18 protein-coding genes and 4 tRNA genes are annotated in these 20,758 nt (G+C 63.8%); 13 read left to right on the top strand and 9 right to left on the bottom strand.

Features of this window, described 5'->3' with window-relative positions:
• Window positions 1-42 precede the first annotated feature (42 nt).
• Window positions 43-1,056: a GlxA family transcriptional regulator gene (locus KZO83_RS00200; protein ID WP_246941080.1), complete on the bottom strand. Its 1,014-nt coding sequence runs from the start codon at window positions 1,054-1,056 to the stop codon at window positions 43-45.
• Between the two features lie 128 nt (window positions 1,057-1,184).
• On the opposite strand from KZO83_RS00200, the gene tmpA reads away from it, so the two are divergent.
• From tmpA to KZO83_RS00145, 11 genes are all read left to right on the top strand, one after another.
• Window positions 1,185-2,336: a 2-trimethylaminoethylphosphonate dioxygenase gene (gene tmpA, locus KZO83_RS00195; RefSeq protein ID WP_247619340.1), complete on the top strand. Its 1,152-nt coding sequence runs from the start codon at window positions 1,185-1,187 to the stop codon at window positions 2,334-2,336.
• Window positions 2,333-2,911, top strand: coding sequence for an HD domain-containing protein (locus tag KZO83_RS00190; protein WP_178998468.1), 579 nt, complete (start codon window positions 2,333-2,335; stop codon window positions 2,909-2,911). The genes tmpA and KZO83_RS00190 overlap by 4 nt, the downstream gene beginning before the upstream one ends.
• On the top strand, window positions 2,908-4,500 hold the full coding sequence (locus KZO83_RS00185) for a 5-guanidino-2-oxopentanoate decarboxylase (RefSeq protein WP_247619339.1): 1,593 nt from the start codon (window positions 2,908-2,910) through the stop codon (window positions 4,498-4,500). Before KZO83_RS00190 ends, KZO83_RS00185 begins: the two co-directional genes overlap by 4 nt.
• Window positions 4,501-4,526: 26 nt before the next feature.
• Window positions 4,527-5,465: an ABC transporter substrate-binding protein gene (locus KZO83_RS00180; protein WP_247619338.1), complete on the top strand. Its 939-nt coding sequence runs from the start codon at window positions 4,527-4,529 to the stop codon at window positions 5,463-5,465.
• 29 nt (window positions 5,466-5,494) lie between these two features.
• Window positions 5,495-6,685, top strand: coding sequence for a pyridoxal phosphate-dependent aminotransferase (locus KZO83_RS00175; RefSeq protein ID WP_247619337.1), 1,191 nt, complete (start codon window positions 5,495-5,497; stop codon window positions 6,683-6,685).
• 62 nt (window positions 6,686-6,747) lie between these two features.
• On the top strand, window positions 6,748-7,539 hold the full coding sequence (locus KZO83_RS00170) for an ABC transporter ATP-binding protein (protein ID WP_247619336.1): 792 nt from the start codon (window positions 6,748-6,750) through the stop codon (window positions 7,537-7,539).
• 76 nt (window positions 7,540-7,615) lie between these two features.
• Window positions 7,616-8,404, top strand: coding sequence for a transporter substrate-binding domain-containing protein (locus tag KZO83_RS00165; RefSeq protein WP_247619335.1), 789 nt, complete (start codon window positions 7,616-7,618; stop codon window positions 8,402-8,404).
• 66 nt (window positions 8,405-8,470) lie between these two features.
• On the top strand, window positions 8,471-9,175 hold the full coding sequence (locus KZO83_RS00160; RefSeq protein WP_247619334.1) for an ABC transporter permease: 705 nt from the start codon (window positions 8,471-8,473) through the stop codon (window positions 9,173-9,175).
• 13 nt (window positions 9,176-9,188) lie between these two features.
• Window positions 9,189-9,920, top strand: coding sequence for an ABC transporter permease (locus KZO83_RS00155; protein ID WP_247619333.1), 732 nt, complete (start codon window positions 9,189-9,191; stop codon window positions 9,918-9,920).
• A 128-nt stretch (window positions 9,921-10,048) separates the two neighbouring features.
• Window positions 10,049-11,020 carry an XdhC family protein gene (locus tag KZO83_RS00150; RefSeq protein WP_247619332.1) on the top strand — a complete coding sequence of 324 codons (972 nt, stop codon included), beginning with the start codon at window positions 10,049-10,051 and terminating at the stop codon, window positions 11,018-11,020.
• A 13-nt stretch (window positions 11,021-11,033) separates the two neighbouring features.
• On the top strand, window positions 11,034-11,654 hold the full coding sequence (locus KZO83_RS00145; RefSeq protein WP_247619331.1) for a nucleotidyltransferase family protein: 621 nt from the start codon (window positions 11,034-11,036) through the stop codon (window positions 11,652-11,654).
• A gap of 16 nt (window positions 11,655-11,670) precedes the next feature.
• On the opposite strand, the gene KZO83_RS00140 is transcribed toward KZO83_RS00145, so the two are convergent.
• The 5 genes from KZO83_RS00140 to KZO83_RS00120 form a co-directional block, all read right to left on the bottom strand.
• Window positions 11,671-13,893: a xanthine dehydrogenase family protein molybdopterin-binding subunit gene (locus tag KZO83_RS00140; RefSeq protein WP_247619330.1), complete on the bottom strand. Its 2,223-nt coding sequence runs from the start codon at window positions 13,891-13,893 to the stop codon at window positions 11,671-11,673.
• A gap of 22 nt (window positions 13,894-13,915) precedes the next feature.
• Window positions 13,916-14,902, bottom strand: a complete 987-nt coding sequence (locus KZO83_RS00135; RefSeq protein ID WP_247619329.1) for an FAD binding domain-containing protein — start codon at window positions 14,900-14,902, stop codon at window positions 13,916-13,918.
• Window positions 14,899-15,582, bottom strand: a complete 684-nt coding sequence (locus tag KZO83_RS00130) for a (2Fe-2S)-binding protein (RefSeq protein WP_247619328.1) — start codon at window positions 15,580-15,582, stop codon at window positions 14,899-14,901. Before KZO83_RS00130 ends, KZO83_RS00135 begins: the two co-directional genes overlap by 4 nt.
• A 301-nt stretch (window positions 15,583-15,883) precedes the next feature.
• Window positions 15,884-15,959 (bottom strand) — tRNA-Thr (locus KZO83_RS00125).
• 409 nt (window positions 15,960-16,368) lie between these two features.
• Entirely contained in the window at window positions 16,369-16,569 is a 201-nt protein-coding gene (locus KZO83_RS00120) for a hypothetical protein (RefSeq protein WP_139312325.1), read from the bottom strand.
• A 352-nt stretch (window positions 16,570-16,921) separates the two neighbouring features.
• On the opposite strand from KZO83_RS00120, the gene KZO83_RS00115 reads away from it, so the two are divergent.
• Both KZO83_RS00115 and KZO83_RS00110 read left to right on the top strand, forming a co-directional pair.
• Window positions 16,922-19,156 carry an NADP-dependent isocitrate dehydrogenase gene (locus tag KZO83_RS00115; protein WP_246894022.1) on the top strand — a complete coding sequence of 745 codons (2,235 nt, stop codon included), beginning with the start codon at window positions 16,922-16,924 and terminating at the stop codon, window positions 19,154-19,156.
• Between the two features lie 630 nt (window positions 19,157-19,786).
• On the top strand, window positions 19,787-20,341 hold the full coding sequence (locus KZO83_RS00110) for a flavin reductase family protein (protein WP_247619327.1): 555 nt from the start codon (window positions 19,787-19,789) through the stop codon (window positions 20,339-20,341).
• A 107-nt stretch (window positions 20,342-20,448) separates the two neighbouring features.
• On the opposite strand, the gene KZO83_RS00105 is transcribed toward KZO83_RS00110, so the two are convergent.
• The 3 genes from KZO83_RS00105 to KZO83_RS00095 form a co-directional block, all read right to left on the bottom strand.
• Window positions 20,449-20,524: transfer RNA gene (locus KZO83_RS00105), tRNA-Thr, on the bottom strand.
• Window positions 20,525-20,545: 21 nt separating this feature from the next.
• A tRNA-Gln gene (locus tag KZO83_RS00100) sits at window positions 20,546-20,620 on the bottom strand.
• A gap of 6 nt (window positions 20,621-20,626) precedes the next feature.
• Window positions 20,627-20,702: transfer RNA gene (locus KZO83_RS00095), tRNA-Phe, on the bottom strand.
• Window positions 20,703-20,758 lie beyond the last annotated feature (56 nt).

The following is a 20,758-nucleotide window of genomic DNA, read 5'->3' as shown; positions in this document are numbered from 1 at the left end:
CGCGACGGCGAAGCCCCCGAGTCTAACGTGCCCGCCGGCGCTTCACACGGTACCTCTCTCGGCCGTCGCGCTTGGTCGCTCACCAAAACGTGCCTGGTAGACGCGCGAGAAGTGTGCCAAATGCGCGAAGCCGCTGGTCAAGGCAGCCTCGGTCACCCGGCAGCGACTATCGGCGAGCAGTCGCCGGGCATAATCGAGGCGCATCCCCACATAGCACTGCTTGGGCGTCTCGCCGAAATGTGCCATGAAAAGACGCGTCAACTGGCGCTGGGACTGGCCGATCAGGCGACAGATCTCGGGGATCGACAAGACCTGATCGAGGTGGGTTTCCATCACCGCCAGCGCGCGCACCACGCTGCGCGGCAAATCCTCCAGGGTACGCGCCGCGCCGGCCTTCCAGGCTTCTTCCTCGGAAACGCGCTGGTGCACGAGCTGCCGCCCCACGGCATTGGCCAACGCCGGCCCGTAATCGTGTTCGATCCATTGCAGCATCATGTCGATGCCTGCCGCGCCGCCGGAGCCAGTCAAACGCTGTCCGGCGAATTCGAAGCGCGCCTCGCTGACGCTGATATGCGGAAACTCCGCACGGAAAGCCGGCACGCTTTCCCAGTGCAGCGCCACGCGATGCTGATCGAGCAAGCCCGCCCGGGCGAGGATGAAAGGCGCGGTATCGAGCCCACCGACACGCCCGCCATGGGCCGCGACGTGCCGAAGCACTGCGCGCTCGGCGCTGGTCACGCTGACCTCCGCCTCATACGAAGAAATCACCATCAACAAATCGCCGAGGGCGTGTTCCGCCAGAACACCCTCGACCTCGATACGCACGCCGTTGCTGGCCACCACAGGGTCGCCATCCGCCGAGAGCAGCCGCCAAGCGAACAACTCGCGACCGAAGCGGTTGGCCACGCGCAACGGCTCGAGCAAGCAAAAGAGCGTCAGCATCGAGAAATTGGGCACCAGCCAGACATTCACGGTATGCGCCGCGTCGCCGGGCTTGGGCACCGGCGGTTGCTCAGGGCGGGGATAGGGCCAATCGGTTCTAGCATTCTCGCTCATGGCTAGAATCGTCTATTAAATGGCGAATTAGTGCAAATCGCGTTCGCTCAATCCGCCTAGGGTAGGGAAACGCCTTGGCTTACACGCCGGGGCAGTCGATCCCATGCCAGCAGTGGAGAGCATCGTTCATGTCCATTTCCGCCGACGTCGAACTCCAGGACGCAGGGCGCCGTCTGATTCTGAACGCCGCCGGCCAGCGGCGTGAATTCGCCGCCCTCTGGCTGCGTGAGCGCGCACCGGATGCAGCCACGCTCGACACCCGCACCGGGCAGCGCTTGATCGAGGCCGCCCAGTTGCCCCTGACACTGCAGATCGAGTCGGCAAGCTGCGACGCGCAGGCCCTCCACGTACGCTTCAGCGACGATCACACCACTACCTATGCGCTGGATGCACTGCTCACCGACGCTGCGCCCGACAATGCCGACGTCGCGCCCGGACTCAGCTTATGGGACGCCAACCTCGAGACGCTTCCCCAGGCCAGCTTCGCTTCGGCGCTCGAGGACGACGACGCCCTGCTGGCGATGCTCGAGGACCTGCATCGTTACGGTTTCGTCAAGGTCAGCGGCGTGCCCTGCGAGGAAGAGGGCATGCAGCCGTTGATCGACCGTATCGGTCCGCTGCGCCGCACCAATTGGGGCGGTATCGCCGACGTCAAATCGGTGGCCAACGCGTACGATCTCACCATGACGCAACGCGGGCTCGAGCCGCACACCGACAATCCCTATCGCGATCCGATTCCCGGCTATATCTGGCTGCACTGCCTGAGCAATGCCGCCGCCGGGGGCGACAGCACGCTCACCGATGGCTTCATGGCGGCGCAGCGCCTCAAAGCCGAAGCGCCCGAGGATTTCGACTGCCTGACGCGCCTCTCGACACAGTTTCGCTATACCGATGCCACCACCGACCTAGCCAGCGAAGGGCCGCTGATCGAACTCGACAGTCGAGGGCAACTGGCGCGCGTGCGCTACTCCAACCGCACGGAACGCATCGCGGCCCACGACGCGGCGCTGCTCGAGCGTTACTACGCCGCGCGGCAGCGGTTCTATCGCTTGATCACCGATGAAGCGTTGACCGTGCATCTCAAGCTCGGCCCCGGAGACATGCTGATCATGGACAACTATCGGCTGCTGCACGGCCGCACCGCGTACCAGCTCGAGGGCGGCGTGCGTCACATGCGCCAGGGCTATGTCGATCGCGACAGTACCGCCAGCCGGCGCCGCGTGCTCGGTGGAAGCGCGCGGCATGGCGCAACGCATACCGCTCAAGGAGTCACCCCATGAACCAGGCGACCTTCACCCGTTTCGATGAAAGCACCCGCGCCGACTGGGCATTGATCGACGCGCATTTCCAGCACTACCAGAACGATGCCAGCCGCCGCGTGCTCGAGCACCTGTTGCGGCTCAAGGGCGATACCCACGGCTACCCCGTCGATCGTTACGAACATTGCCTGCAAACCGCCACCCGCGCGTTGGAGGCGGGCGCCGACGAAGAGACCGTGGTCTGCGCCCTGCTCCACGACATCGGCGACGACCTGGCGCCCGCCAATCATGCGGAAATTGCCGCGGCGATCCTCGAACCCTTCATCGATCCGCTCAATGTGTGGATGATTCGCCATCACGAGCTGTTCCAGGGCTATCATTACCGCGCCTTCTACGGCATGGATCCCCACGCGCGCGAGGCCTATCGCGATCATCCCGCCTATGCGCGCACCGTGCGCTTCTGCGACGAGTGGGACCAGTGCGCCTTCGACCCCGACTACCCCACGCGGCCTCTCGAGGACTTCATCCCCATGGTCGAGCGTGTCATGTCACGCTCGCCATTCGGCGAAACTCCCAGCGTCGAGGACTCGGCATGACCCAGTGCGCCCATCGCCTGCTCGAGTTGCTCGTCGCTCACGGCATCGAGACCGTCTTCGGCATCCCCGGCGTGCATACCGTCGAGCTTTACCGCGGTCTGCCCGACAGCGGTCTGCGCCACGTAACGCCGCGCCACGAGCAAGGAGCCGGCTTCATGGCCGACGGTTACGCCCGCGCGACCGGCAAGCCGGCCGCCTGCTTCATCATCAGCGGCCCGGGCATGACCAACATCGCCACCGCCATGGGCCAGGCGCTCGCCGACTCGGTGCCCATGCTGGTAATTTCCAGCGTCAATCGACGCGACACCCTGGGTCGTGGCCAGGGCCGTCTGCACGAACTCCCCGATCAGCAACACACCCTGTCCGGGGTCAGCGTGTTCAGCCATACCCTACAGACGCCCGAGGCTCTGCCCGAGGTACTGGGACGCGCCTTTGCCGTCTTCAAGAGCGCCCGCCCCGGCCCCGTGCACATCGAAATCCCGCTCGACGTGATGGCCTTGCCCGCGCCCGAGACCCGGCCGCGTATCGCCGAGGTCTTTCCGCCGACGGCCCCCGATGCTGCGCTGGCCTGGGCCGCCGACTGGCTCGCCGACGCCGCACGCCCGCTGGTGCTGCTGGGGGGCGGCTGCGTCGCTGCCGGCGACGCGGTACGCACCCTGGTCGAACGCCTCGACGCTCCCGCCATGACCACCATCAACGCCAAGGGCGTGCTGGGATGCGATCACCCGCTCGACCTCGGCGCCTGCGCAAGCCTGCCCGCCGGCCGTGAACTCGCCCGCCACGCCGATGTGGTACTGGCGCTGGGCACCGAACTCGGTGAGACTGACTATGACCTGACCTTCGATGGCGGCTTTCGGCTCGATGGCCGGCTGATCCGCGTGGACATCGATGCCCAGCAGCTGGCGCGCAATCACGCCACCGACCTCGCCCTGCTGGCCGACGTCGGAGAAGTGGCCCTGGGATTGCTCGAACGCCTGCCCCATCAGGCCTCGCGCGAGGGCGCCGCACGCGTCGCCGACACCCGGGCGGCGCTGGCGCTGCGTGACGCCGACGATGTCGCCCCCTACGCCGACTTCCTCGACACCCTGCGCGAGGCATTGCCCGACGCCACTATCGTCGGCGACTCCACCGGGCCGGTATATGCCGGCAACTTCATCGCCGAGATGCCCGCGCCACGCCGCTGGTTCAACGCCGCCACCGGCTACGGCACGCTCGGCTACGGGCTGCCCGCCGCCCTGGGTGCGGCCCTGGGCGTGCCCGAGCGGCCGGTGATCGCGCTGGTCGGAGACGGCGGGCTCATGTTCACCCTCAGTGAAATCGCCACCGCGCGCGAGGCCGGCGTGCCCCTGGCAATCGTGATCTGGAACAACGCGGGGTATGGCGAGATCCGCCGCTACATGGACGCCCAGGACGTGCCGCGTCTCGGCGTCGATCTTGCCGCGCCAGATTTCGTGACACTGGCCCGGTCGATGGACTGCCACGGCGTGCGCGTCTCGACGCGTGCCGCGCTGCACCAGGCACTCCAGGCTTCGCGCCAAGCCCAGGGGCCGACCCTGATCGACGTCGAGGCCGATAGATGGTCCGCTTGAATTCATCGTATTCACCAGGAGACATCATGCGACGCACCACCACGCGGCTGATGGCCGCGCTTGCCCTGCTGCCCCTGGCAGCTCACGCCCATGCCACCGACGAGGCCACCCAGGTCTCCTTCGTCGCTCCGCCGTGGCCTGGCGTCACGGTCAAGACCGAAATCATGGCGCAGATCCTGGCCCCGCTGGGCTATACCAACGAGCGCCAGGAGCTCAGCAGCACGGTGGGCTACAAGACATTGCAAACCGGCGACAGCGACGTCTTCCTCGCCGGCTGGCTCCCCGCTCAGCAGACTAGCTACGACGCCGCGATGGATGACGGCAGCATCGTCGACCTGGGCAACAACGTCACCGGTGCACGCATGGGCTTCGCGGTCCCCGGCTACGTGTACGATGCCGGCGTGACCAGCGCCGAGCAGCTCGACGATCCCGAGAACCGCGAACGTTTCGAGGGCCGCTACTATTCCATCGAGTCGGGCTCGACGGTCAGTGACTTCATCAACGACGCCAAACGCAACGACACCTACGGCCTGGGCGACTGGGAACTGCTGGAGTCCTCGACACCCGGCATGCTCAGCGCCGTGCGCGGCGCCTACGACGAGAAGCGCTGGGTCGCCTTTTACGGCTGGACGCCGCATTGGATGGTGCCGGAATTCGACATGCATATCCTCGACGACCCAGAGGGCATCTACGGCGAGAACCAGGGCCGCAGCGACGTGCGCACCATCGTCGCCAAGCCTTTCAGTGAGGCCAACCCCAACCTCATGCGCCTGCTGGATCAGTTCGTGCTGACCGCCGATCAACAAAGCGATTTCATTCGCGAATACGGCCTGGAAGAGCGCGAGCTCAAGACGGTGGCTCACGACTGGCTGCAAAATCATCCCGATGAACTGGCCGAATTCCTGGACGGCGTCACCACCCGTGACGGCGAGCCCGGTCTGGCCGCCGTCAAGGCCAGCCTGTAACGCACGGCGACCGCCAGCAAGGAGTTTGCATGCAGTATTCCCGACTGACCCAGCGCATCGCCGGCGAAGGTGCCGCCGCCTGGGACATCCACTACCGGGCCCTGGCGCGTCAGGCCAAGGGCGACGACGTCATCATCCTCTCGGTGGGCGATCCGGATTTCGCCACGCCGACGCCGATCGTCGACAGCGCGGTCGACAGTCTGCGCGCCGGTGCCACGCACTATGCCGACGTACAGGGCAAGGCCCGGCTGCGCGAATTGATCGCGCGTCGGCACCGCCAAACCGGCGGCGCACCGGATACCCAGGCCGATAATGTCGCGGTCATGGCCGGCGCGCAGTGCGGCCTGTATGCAGTGGCGCAGTGCGTGCTCGACCCCGGCGACGAGGTGATCGTGCCCGAGCCGATGTACGTGACCTACGAAGCGGCCCTGCAGGCCGCGGGGGCGACCCTGGTGCGCGTGCCGTTGCGTGCGACGAATGCGTTCCAGCCCGACCCCGCAGAGTTCGCCGCCGCGGTCACGCCGCGCACCCGTGCGCTGCTGCTCAACAGCCCGCACAACCCCACCGGCCAGGTGCTGAGCCGCGACCACTGGGAGGCACTGGCCGCGTTGTGCCGCGAGCATGATCTATGGCTGCTCTCCGACGAGGTCTATGCCGAGTTGATCCACGATGGCGAACATCTCTCGCCGGATAGTCTCGCGGGCATGCGTGAGCGCACCGCCATCGTCAACAGCCTCTCCAAGTCGCACGCCATGACCGGCTGGCGTCTGGGCTGGGTGATCGGGCCCGAGCCCTTGATCCAGCACCTGACCCACCTGGCGCTGTGCATGCTCTACGGCAGCCCCGATTTCATCCAGGAGGCCGCCTGCGAGGCCTTGGCACATCCGCCTGAGGCGCTTGACGAGATGCGTCGCGCCTACCGGATGCGCCGCGACAGCGTGCTCGAGATCCTCGCCGACGACGATACCGTCGAGGCGCTGCGCCCTGCGGCCGGCATGTTCATGATGGTCGATATTCGCCGCACGGGGCTTTCCGCGCAGGCCTTTGCCGACCGCTTGCTCGATACCCAGGGCGTCTCGGTACTCGCCGGGGATGCCTTCGGCCCTTCGGCATCGGGCTTCGTGCGCTTGAGCCTGACGGTGGACGCCGATCGCCTGCGCGAAGCCTGCCGACGCCTGGCGCGCTGCGCCGCCGAGTGCCGCACGACGGCCGAGGCATGACCGCACGCGCGGCCCGGTGACGATACCCGAGCCGCTATCTTTCCACTCACTGCAGGAGGGGTATGGCTAATCACAATAACCTGGCCATCGAGGCCCGCCACCTGGTCAAACGCTACGCCGAACTGGAGGTCCTCAAGGACGTCTCGCTCGACGTACATGAAGGCCACGTGGTCTCGATCATCGGCTCCAGCGGCTCCGGCAAGAGCACCTTGCTGCGCTGCATGAACCTTCTCGAGACGCCGGACAGCGGCGACCTAACCATCGCCGGCGAATCGCTGAGTTTTTCTCAAAACATTCGCTCCGGCGTCTCCCAAAACACGCGCGCCGGTATCAAGCGTCGTCAACTGCAACGCCTGCGGACCCAGGTCAGCATGGTCTTTCAGCAATTCAATCTCTGGCCGCATCTGAGCGTGCTCGGCAACGTCACCGAGGCCCCCATGCGCGTGCGTGGCCTGTCCAGACGCGAGGCCGTGACGCTGGGTGAACATTACCTGGAACGAGTCGGCATGGCCGACAAGCGCGACCAATACCCCGCCTATCTTTCCGGCGGGCAGCAACAGCGCGTCGCCATCGCCCGAGCCCTGGCCATGGAGCCCCGCGTGCTGCTGTTCGACGAGCCCACCTCGGCCCTCGACCCGGAACTCGTCAACGAGGTCCTCGGCGTCATCCACGGTCTCGCCGAGGAGGGCCGCACCATGCTGCTGGTCACCCACGAGATGGGCTTTGCGCGTGACGTCTCTCATCAGGTGGCTTTCCTGCACCAGGGCTGCGTCGAGGAAATCGGCACCCCCACGCAAGTTTTCGAGACCGCGGCCAGCGAGCGCTGTCGTCAGTTCGTCTCGAGCGTGGCCTGAGCCTTTCACGTGGCGCCGCCAACGGCGCCATATCATCCCGGGCCCTCACGGCCCGACACAACAACGATGGGGAACCATGATGATCAAGCAACTGAAAGCGACCCTGATGCAGACAGCGGGCATCGTTCTGCTGGCGCTGAGCGCCACCTCGGCGATGGCGGACGAACCGCTCAAGATCGGCATCTCGGCAGAGCCCTACCCGCCGTTCACCTACAAGGATGCCGACGGTAGCTGGACCGGCTTCGAGGTCGAACTGGGCCAGGCGCTCTGCAAGGAAATGGACGCCGCGTGCAAAATCACGCCGACCGGATGGGGCGGAATTTTCCCGGCGCTCAACAGCGGCAAGATCGACATGATCATGAATTCGCTGTCGATCACCGAGAAGCGCAAGCGGGTCATCGCCTTCAGCGATCCGTACTACTTCACGCCCTCGGCGTACGTCACCGCCAAGGCCAACGACATGCAAATTCCCGACGATCTGGACGGCAAGATCCTGGGGATTCAGGGCTCGACCACCAACGCCACCTTCGCACGTCGCTCGCTGGCCGATACCGGCGTCGAACTCAAGGTCTACGATCAGCAGGAACAGGCCAATCGCGACCTGATCGCCGGGCGTGTCGACGCCATTCTCGCCGACAAGATCGCTATGACGGAATTCCTCGAGCGCGACGCCGCACAGGACTTCGAGATCCGCGCCACCGCACCGCGTGATGATGCCTTCGGCGACGGCGTGGGCATCGGTCTGCGCCAGGGAGACGACGCCCTGCGCGACAAGCTCAACGCCGCGATCGCCAGCGTGCTCGACAACGGTCGCTGCGCCGAGCTCTCCCAGCAGTACTTCGGCACCGATATCTGCGGCGGTTGATCCGCCTCGCGATCCTCCGGCCGGGCCTGCCCGGCCGGTCCCGTTCCGACACCGCGAGATTCGACCATGCCAAGCGATCATAGCGATGGCCTGCTGGAATGGCTCGGCCCGATCCTGCAAGGCGCCCTGGTAACCCTGGAAATCGCCTTGCTGGCTTATGCCATCGGGCTCGGCCTGGGGCTCATTGGCGCCACCGCGCGACTCAGCCCCTGGCGCCCTTTGCGCGGCCTGGGCACGGCGTATTCCACGCTGGTCCGCGCCATTCCCGAATTACTGCTGATCATCCTGCTGTATTACGCCGGCAGCCAGGCACTCAACGCCTTGCTCGCCGAATTCGGCGGCGATACGCACATCGAGATCAGCGGTTTCGTCACCGCCGTGGGCGTGCTCGCCTTCGTGCAAGGCGCCTACATGACCGAGGTCTTCCGTGGCGCCATCCAGGCGATCCCCAAAGGACAGTTGGAAGCCGCCGATGCCTATGGCTTTTCGCACCCGACACGTTTTTACCGCATCGTGCTCCCCGCCATGCTGCCCAACGCCCTACCCGGGATGTCCAACCTGTGGCTGATCCTGGTCAAGGATACCGCGTTGATCAGCGTGATCGGCTTCGAGGAATTATTCTTCACCGCCCAACAAGCGGCCGCCAGCACCCGCGACTATGCCCTGTTCTACGCCCTCGCCGGGGCGCTTTACCTGGTCATGACGCTGGGCTCCAACGCCTTGTTCGCCCGCGCGGAGCGCTACGTCCGACGCGGCCAGCCCAGCACCTAAGGAGCACCCAGACATGGACTTTTCCTGGTTGAGCGATCCGTTCTATCAAAAGGCCCTGTGGACAGGCTTCGTCAATACCCTGTGGCTGGTCGCTGTCTCGGCCGTCTGCGGTTTCGCGCTAGCGGTGACCTTCGCCATGATCCGTCTGCGCGGCCCCCGTCCGCTGGCGATGCTGGTCACCGGTGTGACCACGGTGGTACGCGGCACGCCCTTGCTCGTGCAATTGTTCTTTTTCTACGACGGCGTAGGGCGTTTGCTGCCGGAGATCCCTGGCCTGCAGGAGAGCCTGATCTGGCCGCTGCTGCGCGATCCGTTCTTCTATGGTGCGCTGACCTTCACGCTGAGTGTCGGCGCCTATACGGGCGAGGTGCTGCGCGGCGCGCTCTTGAGCGTGCCCGAGGGTGAACTGGCCGCGGGCCGCGCCTTTGGCCTGAGCCATTGGCAGATCCTCTATCGGCTGTGGCTGCCGCGCGCCATCCAGATGTGTCTACCCACACTGACCGGCGAGTTGATCCTGCTGCTCAAATCGGTGCCGCTGGTCTCGACCATCGCGCTGATGGACCTGCTCAAGGCCGCCAACATGGTGCGCGACGAAACCTTCCTGGTCTACGAACCGCTTTTGCTCATCGCCGGTATCTATCTCGCCCTGACCCTGGTGCTCACCAGCGTGATGCGCGTCATCGAGCACCGTTTTCCCGGCGCGCGGCCGGTCGCTTCCAAGCGGCGGCGCCTGTTGCCCGGCTAGCTGTCACCAGGCTGCGCCCACAGGGCACGTCATGCGCGGTATAGTAGGCCCATGAAATGCTTACCGTGTCCCGCCAGGGCAGGCATCGGCGAAGCATGGCAACACAGTTATGGGTGAGCGTATTGAGCATGCAACACTTGGATTTGCAGGTCATCGAGCGAGCGCTCGACTGGGCCCGCGACGGTGAAACGGTGTGGTTGTGCACGGTGCTGGCGACGTTCGGCTCGTCGCCCCGTGAGCCGGGCTCGCTATTCGTCGCGCGCGGGGACGGCCGCCATGCAGGTTCCTTGTCGGGCGGCTGCATCGAGGAGGATTTTCTCGAGCGCCTGACCCAGGGTGCCTTCGGGGCGCCGATCACCACGCTGCGCTACGGCGACGGGCATGCCGACGGACCGTCGGTGACGCTGCCCTGCGATGGCATTCTCGATGTACTGATCGAGCGACTGCCGCCGACGCGTGAAAATGTCTCGCATCTTGAGGCCTTGTACGACGTTCTGCGTGGACAGCGCCCGGCCATTCGCGAGGTCGATCTCGTCACTGGGTTCGCAACGCTTGCCAATGACGACAACGAAGGTCCGCGGGTAACGCGTGATGAGCGCCAAGCCCAAATGCGCCTGGGGCCGGTGGCGCGCTTGATCGTGGCCGGTCTCTCGCCGGTCTCGATCGCTTGCGCCGAGTTCGCGCGCTCGCTGGGCTTCGAGGTCATCGTCTGCGACCCGCGCGAAGAGGCATGGGAAGACGTGGCGCTTCCCGGGGTACGCACGCGACGCGAGCTGCCCAGCGCCGTCATTGCCTCGGGCGCGAGTCACGCGGCGACGGCCATCGTCGCCCTGACCCACGACCCGCGCCTGGATGACCTGACCATGATCGAGGCCGTGCGCACGCCGGCGTTCTACATCGGGGTCATGGGCTCGCAACGCACTTCGACGGTGCGTGCCGAGCGCCTGGCACGCACCGGCGGGCTCAGCGAGGAAGAGATCGCACGTCTGCACATGCCCATCGGCTTGGCTCTCGGGAGCAAGACACCCGCCGAAATCGCGCTGGCGGTGATGGCCGATATCGTACGCGTGCGACGCGGCAAGGCACGCGATGCCCTGTAAGCGCGTGGTTACCGTGAGTGAGCTCGTAGTCGCCGTGATCATGGCCGCCGGAAGCTCGCGGCGTTTCGGAGAGCAGGACAAGCGCCGCGCCCTGCTCGCAGAGGGCGAGACGCTGCTGAACGCTTCCTTCGCGCATGCGGCCGAGGTCTTCACTCACTGTCGCGTGGTGCTGCGCGACACCGAGACGCCAGCGCATCTCGGCCTGGACGAGCACGCCCCCGTGATAGGTATCGCACACGCCGAGCGCGGGCTGGGCACCAGCCTGGCCGAAGCCTTCACGGCGCTCACGCACGACCCAGCGCTCGCTGACGTTCAGGCGGCGGCGATCCTTCTCGGCGACATGCCCGCCATACGGTGCGATACCCTGCTTCACCTACAGCGTCTCGCCAACGCCGAACACATTCTGCGCCCCTGTCACGCCGGTCATCCCGGCCACCCGGTGCTATTCGGGCGCGCGTTCTGGCCAGCACTCACACGCCTGGACGGCGACGCCGGGGCGCGGCGACTCATCCGCCAGCACCCCGAGCACTACCGGGAAATCAAGATCAATGACCCCGGCATCCTGCTGGACATCGACACGCCCGCTGAATTGCAACACCTCGCGACGCCAACTGGCGGCGGCGCGAGGCGCTGAGGTCAGCCGACGCGCCTCAGGCGCTTTGCGCCTGGGGCACGTCGTCCATCAGCTTGTCGAGAGTGATGGGCAACTCGCGGATACGCTTGCCGGTGGCATGGTGCACCGCATTGCCGATGGCGGCGGCAAGCCCGGTGATGCCGATCTCGCCGATACCGCGTGCGCCGTACTCGTTGAACGCCAGGTCCGGGTAGTCGAGTAGGATGACGTCGATCTCCGGCTGATCGGCGTGTACCGGCACTACGTACTCGGCGTAGTCGTTGTTCACGGGACGACCGTTACGCTCGTCGTACTCGGTGGCTTCGAACAGCCCCATGCCGATGCCCATGACGACGGCGCCCTCGACCTGATTGCGCGCCGTGGTTTCGTTGATCACCTTGCCTACATCGATGGCACTGACCACGCGCGACACACGCAGGTGCGAGATGCCCGGGTCCCAACGTACCTCGACGAAATGGGCACCGAAGGAGCGATAGGAGTATTTCGAGTCAGCGGCCTCGGTATGCGCTTCGCCATCGGCGCTGCCGTAACGCGCGGCATCGAGGACCTCGGCAAAACTCGCCTGCTTGCCGTCATAACGCAGAGCACCATCGGCCACACTCAGATCGTCCGCGCTGGCCTCGGCGAAAATACCGTTGCTGCCGGTGGCGTAGCGCTTCAACTCGTCGAGGGCATTGCGCGCCGCGCCGGCGATGGCCGGCAGGGTCGTCGCCGTGGCCCAGGAGCCCCCGGAGATCGGTCCGTCCGGGTAGGAAGAGTCGCCCAGCTTGACGGTGATGCGGTCGACTGGAATACCGGTCACATCGCTCACCGCCTGCGCCACGATAGTGTAGGTGCCGGTACCGATGTCCTGTGTCGCGCAGGAGGCAAAGGCGGTGCCATCGGCACGCAGCGACACGCGTGCATCGCAGGGTCGCTTCAGCGCTTCCCAATTGCAGGCCGCCATGCCGTAGCCGACGATCTCACGACCCTCGCGCATGCTGCCGATCTGCGGATTGCGTTCGTGCCACCCGAAGCGCTCGGCGGCTTGTTTCGTGGCCTCGACGATGTGGTTGCTGGAGAAATCCAGATCCTGGCTTTCGTCACGCTCGGCATAATTGTCGAGCCGGAACTGCACCGGATCGACGCCCGCCGCCAACGCCATCTCGTCGATGGCGGATTCCAGCGCGAACAGGCCCGGCGCCGCACCCGGCGCACGCATCGAGGTCGGCGTGCCGCGATTCACCTGCGTCGTGGCATGGCTCACCGTCAGATCGGGACAGCTGTAGAGGCTTTTGGTCACGCTGCCGCAGGTTTCCACGTACTGATCGGTGAACGAGGTCGTGTTGATCGCCTCGTGACGCAGCGACACCAACTTGCCGTTGCCGTCGGTCGCCAGGCGCATGCGCTGGCGGGTTTCGGGACGATGGCCGGTGGTGGTAAACATCTGCTGACGTGGAACGACGAGCTGCACCGGGCGGCCCACTTCACGCGAAACCGCCGCCGTGGCAATCGCATGTGGCCAGGTCCACAACTTGCTGCCGAAGCCTGAGCCGATATACGGCGCATGTACCGTGATGCGCTCGGGCGCAATGGCGAAGATCTTGGACAGCGCATTGCGCTCGACCACGACCCCTTGCGAGGCGTCATAGATGGTCAGATTGCCCTGCGCGTCCCAGTACGCCACCGAGGCATGCATCTCCATCGGATTATGGGTTTCCACCGGCGTGTGGTAAGTGACGTCGATGGTCGTGTCGGCGCTGTCGAAGGCCGAGGCGGCATCGCCACGCGAGTGACCGCCACCCGCCTGCGTGCCGTTGTCCTCGAGGCCCTGGGCGAGGTTGGCGACGGCCGATTCGGAGGCGTATTCGACCTCGACGTGGCGCGCGGCGGCACGCGCGTTCTCGAAGCTGTCGGCGACCACGAGCGCCACGAACTGGCCCTCGTAGTACACCCGCTCGTCCTCGAACGGCAGCCGGGTTTCTTCCACCTTGTTGCCCTGCACGAAGCTCGACGGCGTCCGGTACAGCGACGGGAAATGCCCATGATGGAAAATATCGATGACGCCCGGCATCCGCTTCGCCTCATCGACCTTGATTCGTGTCACCTTGCCCTTGGCAATGGTACTGAACACGCCATAGCCGTATGCCATGTTGGGCGGCAGGTTGTCGGCGGCATAGTTGGCGCGGCCGGCGAGCTTGTCCGGACCGTCGATGCGCGGCACGCCCGCGCCGATGATGCTTTGCTGTTTGTCGCTCATGGTCGGTTCTCCTCGCGGGCGATCAGGCGGCGGTCAGATCGGAAAGGTTGCGCACGATGGCCTGCTGGCCAAGCGGAATCTTGTAGCCGTTCTGTGAATAGGCCGTGGCCTTCTCGAAGGCCAGCTTGGCAGCATCCGTAAAGAGCGCTTCGCTGGCGGTCTTGCCCTTGAGCGCCGCTTCCACTTCCGGCGCCCGCCACGGCTTGGTGCCGACACCGCCCATGGCCACCCGGGCCTCGCGAATGGTGTTACCGTCCATGCGCACGATCACCGCGCTGGAGGCGAGCGCAAACTGATAAGACTGACGGTCGCGTAGCTTGAGATAGGCAGATCGGTTGCCTTCGAGCGGCGCGTCGAGAACCACATGGGTGATCAACTCGCCCGGCTCGAGCGCATGCTCGCGGGCCGGCGTGTCACCGGGTAGCAAGTGGAAATCGCCGAAGTCGATCTCGCGCGTGCCTTCCGGCCCCTGAACTTCGACCGTGGCGCCGATCGCCGCCATCGCCACGCACATGTCCGAGGGATGCGTGGCGATGCAGTTGTCGCTGGTGCCGAGCACGGCGTGGACGGTCCGATTGACACCGCCGATCGCCGCACAACCGCTGCCAGGCTCACGCTTGTTGCAGGCGGAGACGCCATCGCGGAAATAGGGGCAGCGTACCCGCTGCATGATATTACCGCCGGTGGTGGCCTTGTTGCGCAGTTGTGTCGAGGCGCCCGCCAGCAGGGCCTGGGACAGCACGGCATAATCCTCGACCACGCGCTCGTCCCGCGCCAGCGCGGTATTGGTCACCATCGCGCCGATGCGCAACCGACCGTCGTCGAGGCGCTCGATGGTATCGAGATCGACGCCGTTGATGTCGATCACCTTCTGCGGCTGCATCACGTCGAGCTTGACCAGGTCCAGCAGCGTGGTGCCGCCTGCCAGGAAGGCGGCATCGCGATCGCTGCCATGCGCCGCGACTGCTTGTTGCGGGCTTTCGGCGCGGGCGTAATCGAAATGTCTCATGCCTTGCCTCCCTTCACGGCGCTCCGGGAGGACTGAATCGCCGCGACGATGTTCTTGTAGGCGCCGCAACGGCAGATATTGCCGCTCATCGCCTCGCGCACGTCGGCATCGCTGGTACCGATGTCGTCATCCTGCAGGACTGCCAGCGCGCTCATCATCTGACCCGCCGTGCAGTAACCGCACTGATAGGCGTCATGCTCGAGAAACGCCTGCTGCAACGGATGCTGCTGGCCGTTCTTCTCCAGCCCTTCGACGGTCGTGATCTCATCGCCGTCATGGGCCACGGCGAGGCTCAAGCAGGAATTGATGGACGTGCCGTTGACCAGGATCGTGCAGGCGCCGCACTGACCGTGATCGCAGCCTTTCTTGGTGCCGGTCAATTGCAGGCCGTGACGCAACGCATCGAGCAGAATCACGTTGGGTGTGACATCGAGCTGATGGCGACGTCCATTGACGGTCAGGGTGATGCGACGCTGGCCTGCGGCGGGGGGAGCCTCGGCTTGCGTATCGGGATCATCCGGCGAGCCGGCATAGCTCACCGACGACAACGCCGGCGCGGCCGCCACCGCCAACCCAGAGGCGCCCGCAGTCTTCAGGAAGCGGCGCCGCGACGGCGATTCGGGGTGTCGCTGGGGGTCATAATACGAAACCTCAGTCTTGAGGCGCTCACGGTCATCCATGTCTTGTCCTCACCATTCACTAGTCAAGGCTGGCATCGTTCTTGGGCGACGCTCGAGGCACGCCATTTGGCGCTGGCAGGCGCTCGCCATCAGGAAACATCGTGTGGGGCCGAGCCGTGTCAGGCAGCTCGACCAACCTTAACGTTAGGAGAGGACGGAAGGTGCCGCAAAGCGTGCGGTAAAAACTTCAGAGGAATCCGGCAGGATGCCAGAGGATCAGGCATGAAATGCCGAGCACGTGCGGCGAGGACGCAAAACCGCCGCCCGGAAACACCGTGGCGGCGGTCTGCAGATATCTGGCTGGTGCCGGTGAGTGGACTCGAACCACCGACCTACGCATTACGAGTGCGTTGCTCTTCCAACTGAGCTACACCGGCAACGGCGCATGATGATAGTCAGGATAGCGTGGCCAAACAAGCCTCATAGGCAACCGGTACTTGGGCGACGTTCAAAACCCCTAACGCAATAAGGGCGCGACCCTGTAAGCCCCGCCCCTACAACTTGTACAGAAATTGATCTGCATAGCACGCTCAAATTCCTTATGAGCGTTTTTGTCGGCATCCATGCCTATGGATTAGCGCTAAAGCGCAGATACCCATGTTGTCTTTCCTGACGCCATGAGCACCGTCACCCGGCTTCCTGCCGGTTGAGAACAACTTTAGTCCCTGACGCCACGTCCCGGTGGCCGTTGTCCTCGTCGACACCTAAAAGTTAGACAAGACTTAATCGCTTGTCAAATCACGAGCATTTTCTTGCCTTTGCTGACACTCCTGCGGCCCTGTCGCCCTATTCAGGCAATACCGGCATGGTCAGCAGCAGCCAGAGGTATATAGCAATCAGTGCCGCGACGACCGCCGCGATGGCCCAAGCCATCCGCTCTCGCGTCGCTTGATCTCGAGCGACAAGGTGCTTGAGCGCTATCCGTGCGCCCCACCAAACGCCTACCAGCACCAGCAATGGTATGCCCACGCCGATCAGAAATGTCATATCGCCTCCCCCTTTCCAGCCATGCCCGACTATCATGACGCAACGCCCGCGAGTCTCGCAGCGGTCGCCAGGCTCGACAAGCGCTTGCCTTCGGATGACAAGATTGTCGACAGTCTATATGCGCAACAAACACTGCACTGGTACAATCTGGCACGACCGCTGGGTCGCCGGCACCATAATGGGCCAACCGAATTCACTATCTGCATGATGATCCAAGCACTTTCGCGGGGACGGCATCATCGCCGCACGAGTGGGGCTGCCCAAGATCGCCGGCAAGCACTTGCATCGCCCCAGCCAACCCGCACTGCTGAAGATTCGTGCAACCGCTGTGACAAGAGAGGTCAATATCCAAATGTCCAACACGCCGAAGATCATCTATACGCTCACGGATGAAGCCCCCGCGCTGGCGACCCACTCCCTGCTTCCGATCATCGCCGCTTACACGAGCACGGCCGGCGTCAGCGTCGAGACCCGTGACATCTCGCTGGCCGGCCGCATCCTCGCGCAGTTCCCGGATCTGCTCAGCGACGAGCAGCGCATCAGCGACGACCTGGCCGAGCTCGGCGAACTGGCCAAGACGCCGGAAGCCAACATCATCAAGCTGCCCAATATCAGCGCTTCCGGCCCGCAGCTCAAGGCCGCGATCAAGGAATTGCAGAGCCAGGGCTACCCGCTGCCGGATTATCCAGACGAGCCGAAAAACGACGAAGAGAAGGCAATCAAGGCCGCTTTCGACAAGGCCAAAGGCAGCGCGGTCAACCCAGTTTTGCGCGAAGGTAACTCCGATCGCCGCGCGCCGCAGTCGGTCAAGAACTACGTTCGCAAGTACCCGCACCGTATGGGCGAATGGAGCGCCGACTCTCAGTCGCATGTCGCGCACATGAGCGAAGGCGATTTCTATGGCAGCGAGCAGTCCGCCACCATCGAAAAGGCCGGCAAGCTCAAGATCGAACTCAAGCAGAAAGACGGCACCACCAGCGTCCTCAAGGAAGGCCTGGCGGTTCAGGAAGGCGAAGTCGTCGACGCCGCGTGCATGAGCAGCCGCCGCCTGCGCAACTTCATTGACAGCGAGATCAAGGATGCCAAGAAGCGCGGCGTGCTGTTCTCGTTGCACCTGAAGGCCACCATGATGAAGGTCTCCGACCCGATCATGTTCGGCATTGTGGTCGAGGAATTTTACAAGGATGTGCTCGAGAAGCATGCCGACGCCCTCAAGCTGGCCGGTTTCAGCCCCAACAGCGGCATCGGCGATCTCTACAGCGCCATCCAGTCGCTACCCAGCGAGCAGCAGGAAGCGATCACGAGCGACATCGACGCCCTTTATAAAGAGCGTCCGCCAATGGCGATGGTCAACTCGCACAAAGGCATCACGAACCTGCACGTGCCCTCTGATGTGATCATCGACGCTTCCATGCCGGCGATGATTCGCGACTCCGGCAAGATGTGGGGCGCCGACGATGCGCTGCATGATGCCAAGGCCGTGATCCCGGATCGCTGCTACGCCGGCATCTATCAGGTCACCATCGACGACTGCAAAAAGAATGGTGCCTTCGATCCGACGACCATGGGCAGCGTGCCCAACGTCGGCCTGATGGCGCAGAAGGCCGAAGAGTACGGCTCTCACGACAAGACGTTCCAGATTTCAGCCGACGGCACCGTGGTCGTCACCGACGAGAACGGTCATCAGCTGTTCAGCCACGACGTGGAAGCTGGCGACATCTGGCGCATGTGCCAGACCAAGGACGCGCCGATTCAGGATTGGGTCAAGCTTGCCGTCACGCGTGCCCGCGATAGCGCCACCCCTGCCATCTTCTGGTTGGATGCCAATCGCGCGCATGATGCGAAGCTGATCGAGAAGGTCGAGACCTACCTCAAGGATCACGATACCAGCGGCCTGGATATCCGGATCATGGCGCCGGAAGACGCCATGCGCTTCTCGCTGGAACGCACCCGCAAGGGCGAAGACACCATCTCCGTCACCGGCAACGTGCTGCGCGACTACCTGACCGACCTGTTCCCGATCATGGAGCTCGGCACCAGCGCCAAGATGCTCTCCATCGTCCCGCTGATGCAGGGCGGTGGCCTGTTCGAGACCGGTGCCGGCGGCAGCGCGCCCAAGCACGTCGAACAGCTCCTGGAGCAGAACCACCTGCGTTGGGACTCGCTGGGTGAGTTCCTCGCCCTGGCCGCGTCGCTCGAGCATCTCGCCAAGGCGTACGACAATGCCAAGGCCAAGGTTCTCGCCAAGACGCTGGACCAAGCCACCGGTGAATTCCTCAACAGCAACAAGTCGCCGTCACGCAAGATCGGCGAAATCGACAACCGCGGCAGCCACTTCTACCTCTCGCTCTACTGGGCCCAGGCACTCGCCTCTCAGGACGAAGACGCCGAGTTGAAGGAGCAGTTCAGCGAGTTGGCTAAATCGCTCGAAGCCGACGAAGACAAGGTCGTCAAAGAGCTCACCGAAGTGCAAGGCAAGCCGGTAGAGATCAACGGCTACTACCATCCCGATTATGACCTGACCAGCCAGGTCATGCGTCCCAGCGCTACGCTGAACGCCGCTCTGGATGCCCTCATGAAGCGTTAAATGCTTTCCGCCGGGGCAAAACTCGTCCCCGCGCAGTAAAGGCGTCAAAACAGGCCCATGCCCGTGCATGGGCCTGTTTCGTTTAGAGGCAGAAAAGCGTGGGAAGACCCGGTTCACCACCTTCCAGGCAGAAAAAAGCCCTCCGCAAAGGGAGGGCTAAAACGTCGTACGCAGTGTGAGCCACTACGCGATGGAATCGCGACGTCCTTGAAGGTTCCTCGCCGTCCATGGCTCACGGTTACAAAACATAACACATTAGAGACGCCTCGTTTACCTATATCCGATGTCTTTTTAGTAAGCCAATGCCGACACAATGGGTCAGCATTGACGTCATCCCGAAATACTGGACAGATAATATCTGAGTAAAATTGTCAGGTATTTAACTCAGATCAATCCAGCCACCTGCTCACTATGACACCGTGGGCGCCGTCGAGCAGGGATACGACCTCGGTGCTCAGCACCGCGCACAAGGAAGTGTGGAGAGGTCGCAAGGAGCTCGACAGGACAATGCAGTGACGCAACGTCCGCAGCCCGGCCTCGGCCGGGCTTATTTATGTCTGGTCCCCGCCAACGCCTTTCTCTGCCGCAATGGTCTATTTTAGTCGGAGTGCCATCGTGCAAGGAGAAGGTATGACACCACGCAAGACCGACTTCCCCCTCGATCAATGCCGCTGTCATCTGGAAACCGGCCCCATCGTACTGGTGGGTTCGCAGTGGCAGACCGAACGCAACCTGATGGTAATGGGCTGGCATATGATGCTCGGCTTCACGCCAGCACATTTCAGTTGCCTAATTACCGCCACCAATCACAGCCATCGCCTGGTGCGCGAAAGCCGAGAGTGCACGATCAACATACCGACACTGGAACTGGCCGACGCCGTGGTCGGGGTAGGCAATAGCGATGGCGATGCGCTCGATAAGTTCGACGCCTTCGGGCTGACACCGGCACCGGGCAAGATCGTCTATGCACCACTCGTTGAGGAATGCTATGCCAGCTTCGAGTGCCGCTTGGTCGACGACAGCCAGATAGATCGCCACGAGCTTTTCATCTGGGAGATCGTCAAGGCCCATGTCGACACCTCGATCGACCTTCCCCGCACACTGCATTATCGCGGTCATGGCCGCTTCATGGTCGCCGGCGACGAAATCGATCGCTCGGCGGATTTCCGGGTGCAGAATCTGTAATGCTTAAACGAGCGCTGTGGACAAAATGTGGACACATACAAAAAACCGCCCTGAGAGGCGGTTTCTTTCAAGGCTAAAAAAAGCCTTTAGAATCAGTCGCTAAGCTATGGTGCCGACACCAGGAGTCGAACCCGGGACCTACTGATTACAAGTCAGTTGCTCTACCAACTGAGCTATGTCGGCATAACACAAAGCCGTTAGCGATGGCTGGGGTAGCAGGACTCGAACCTGCGAATGCCGATACCAAAAACCGGTGCCTTACCACTTGGCTATACCCCAGCAAATTGGTGGCCAGAGACGGAATCGAACCGCCGACACGAGGATTTTCAATCCACTGCTCTACCGACTGAGCTATCTGGCCCTTCCAACGGGGACGCATTAAACCGAATTCTTCGGTTCGGGTCAAGCCTTTTAATT

This window comes from Chromohalobacter moromii (assembly GCF_023091865.1).
Lineage (GTDB): Bacteria > Pseudomonadota > Gammaproteobacteria > Pseudomonadales > Halomonadaceae > Chromohalobacter > Chromohalobacter moromii.
This window is presented reverse-complemented; position numbering and strand designations above follow the sequence as displayed.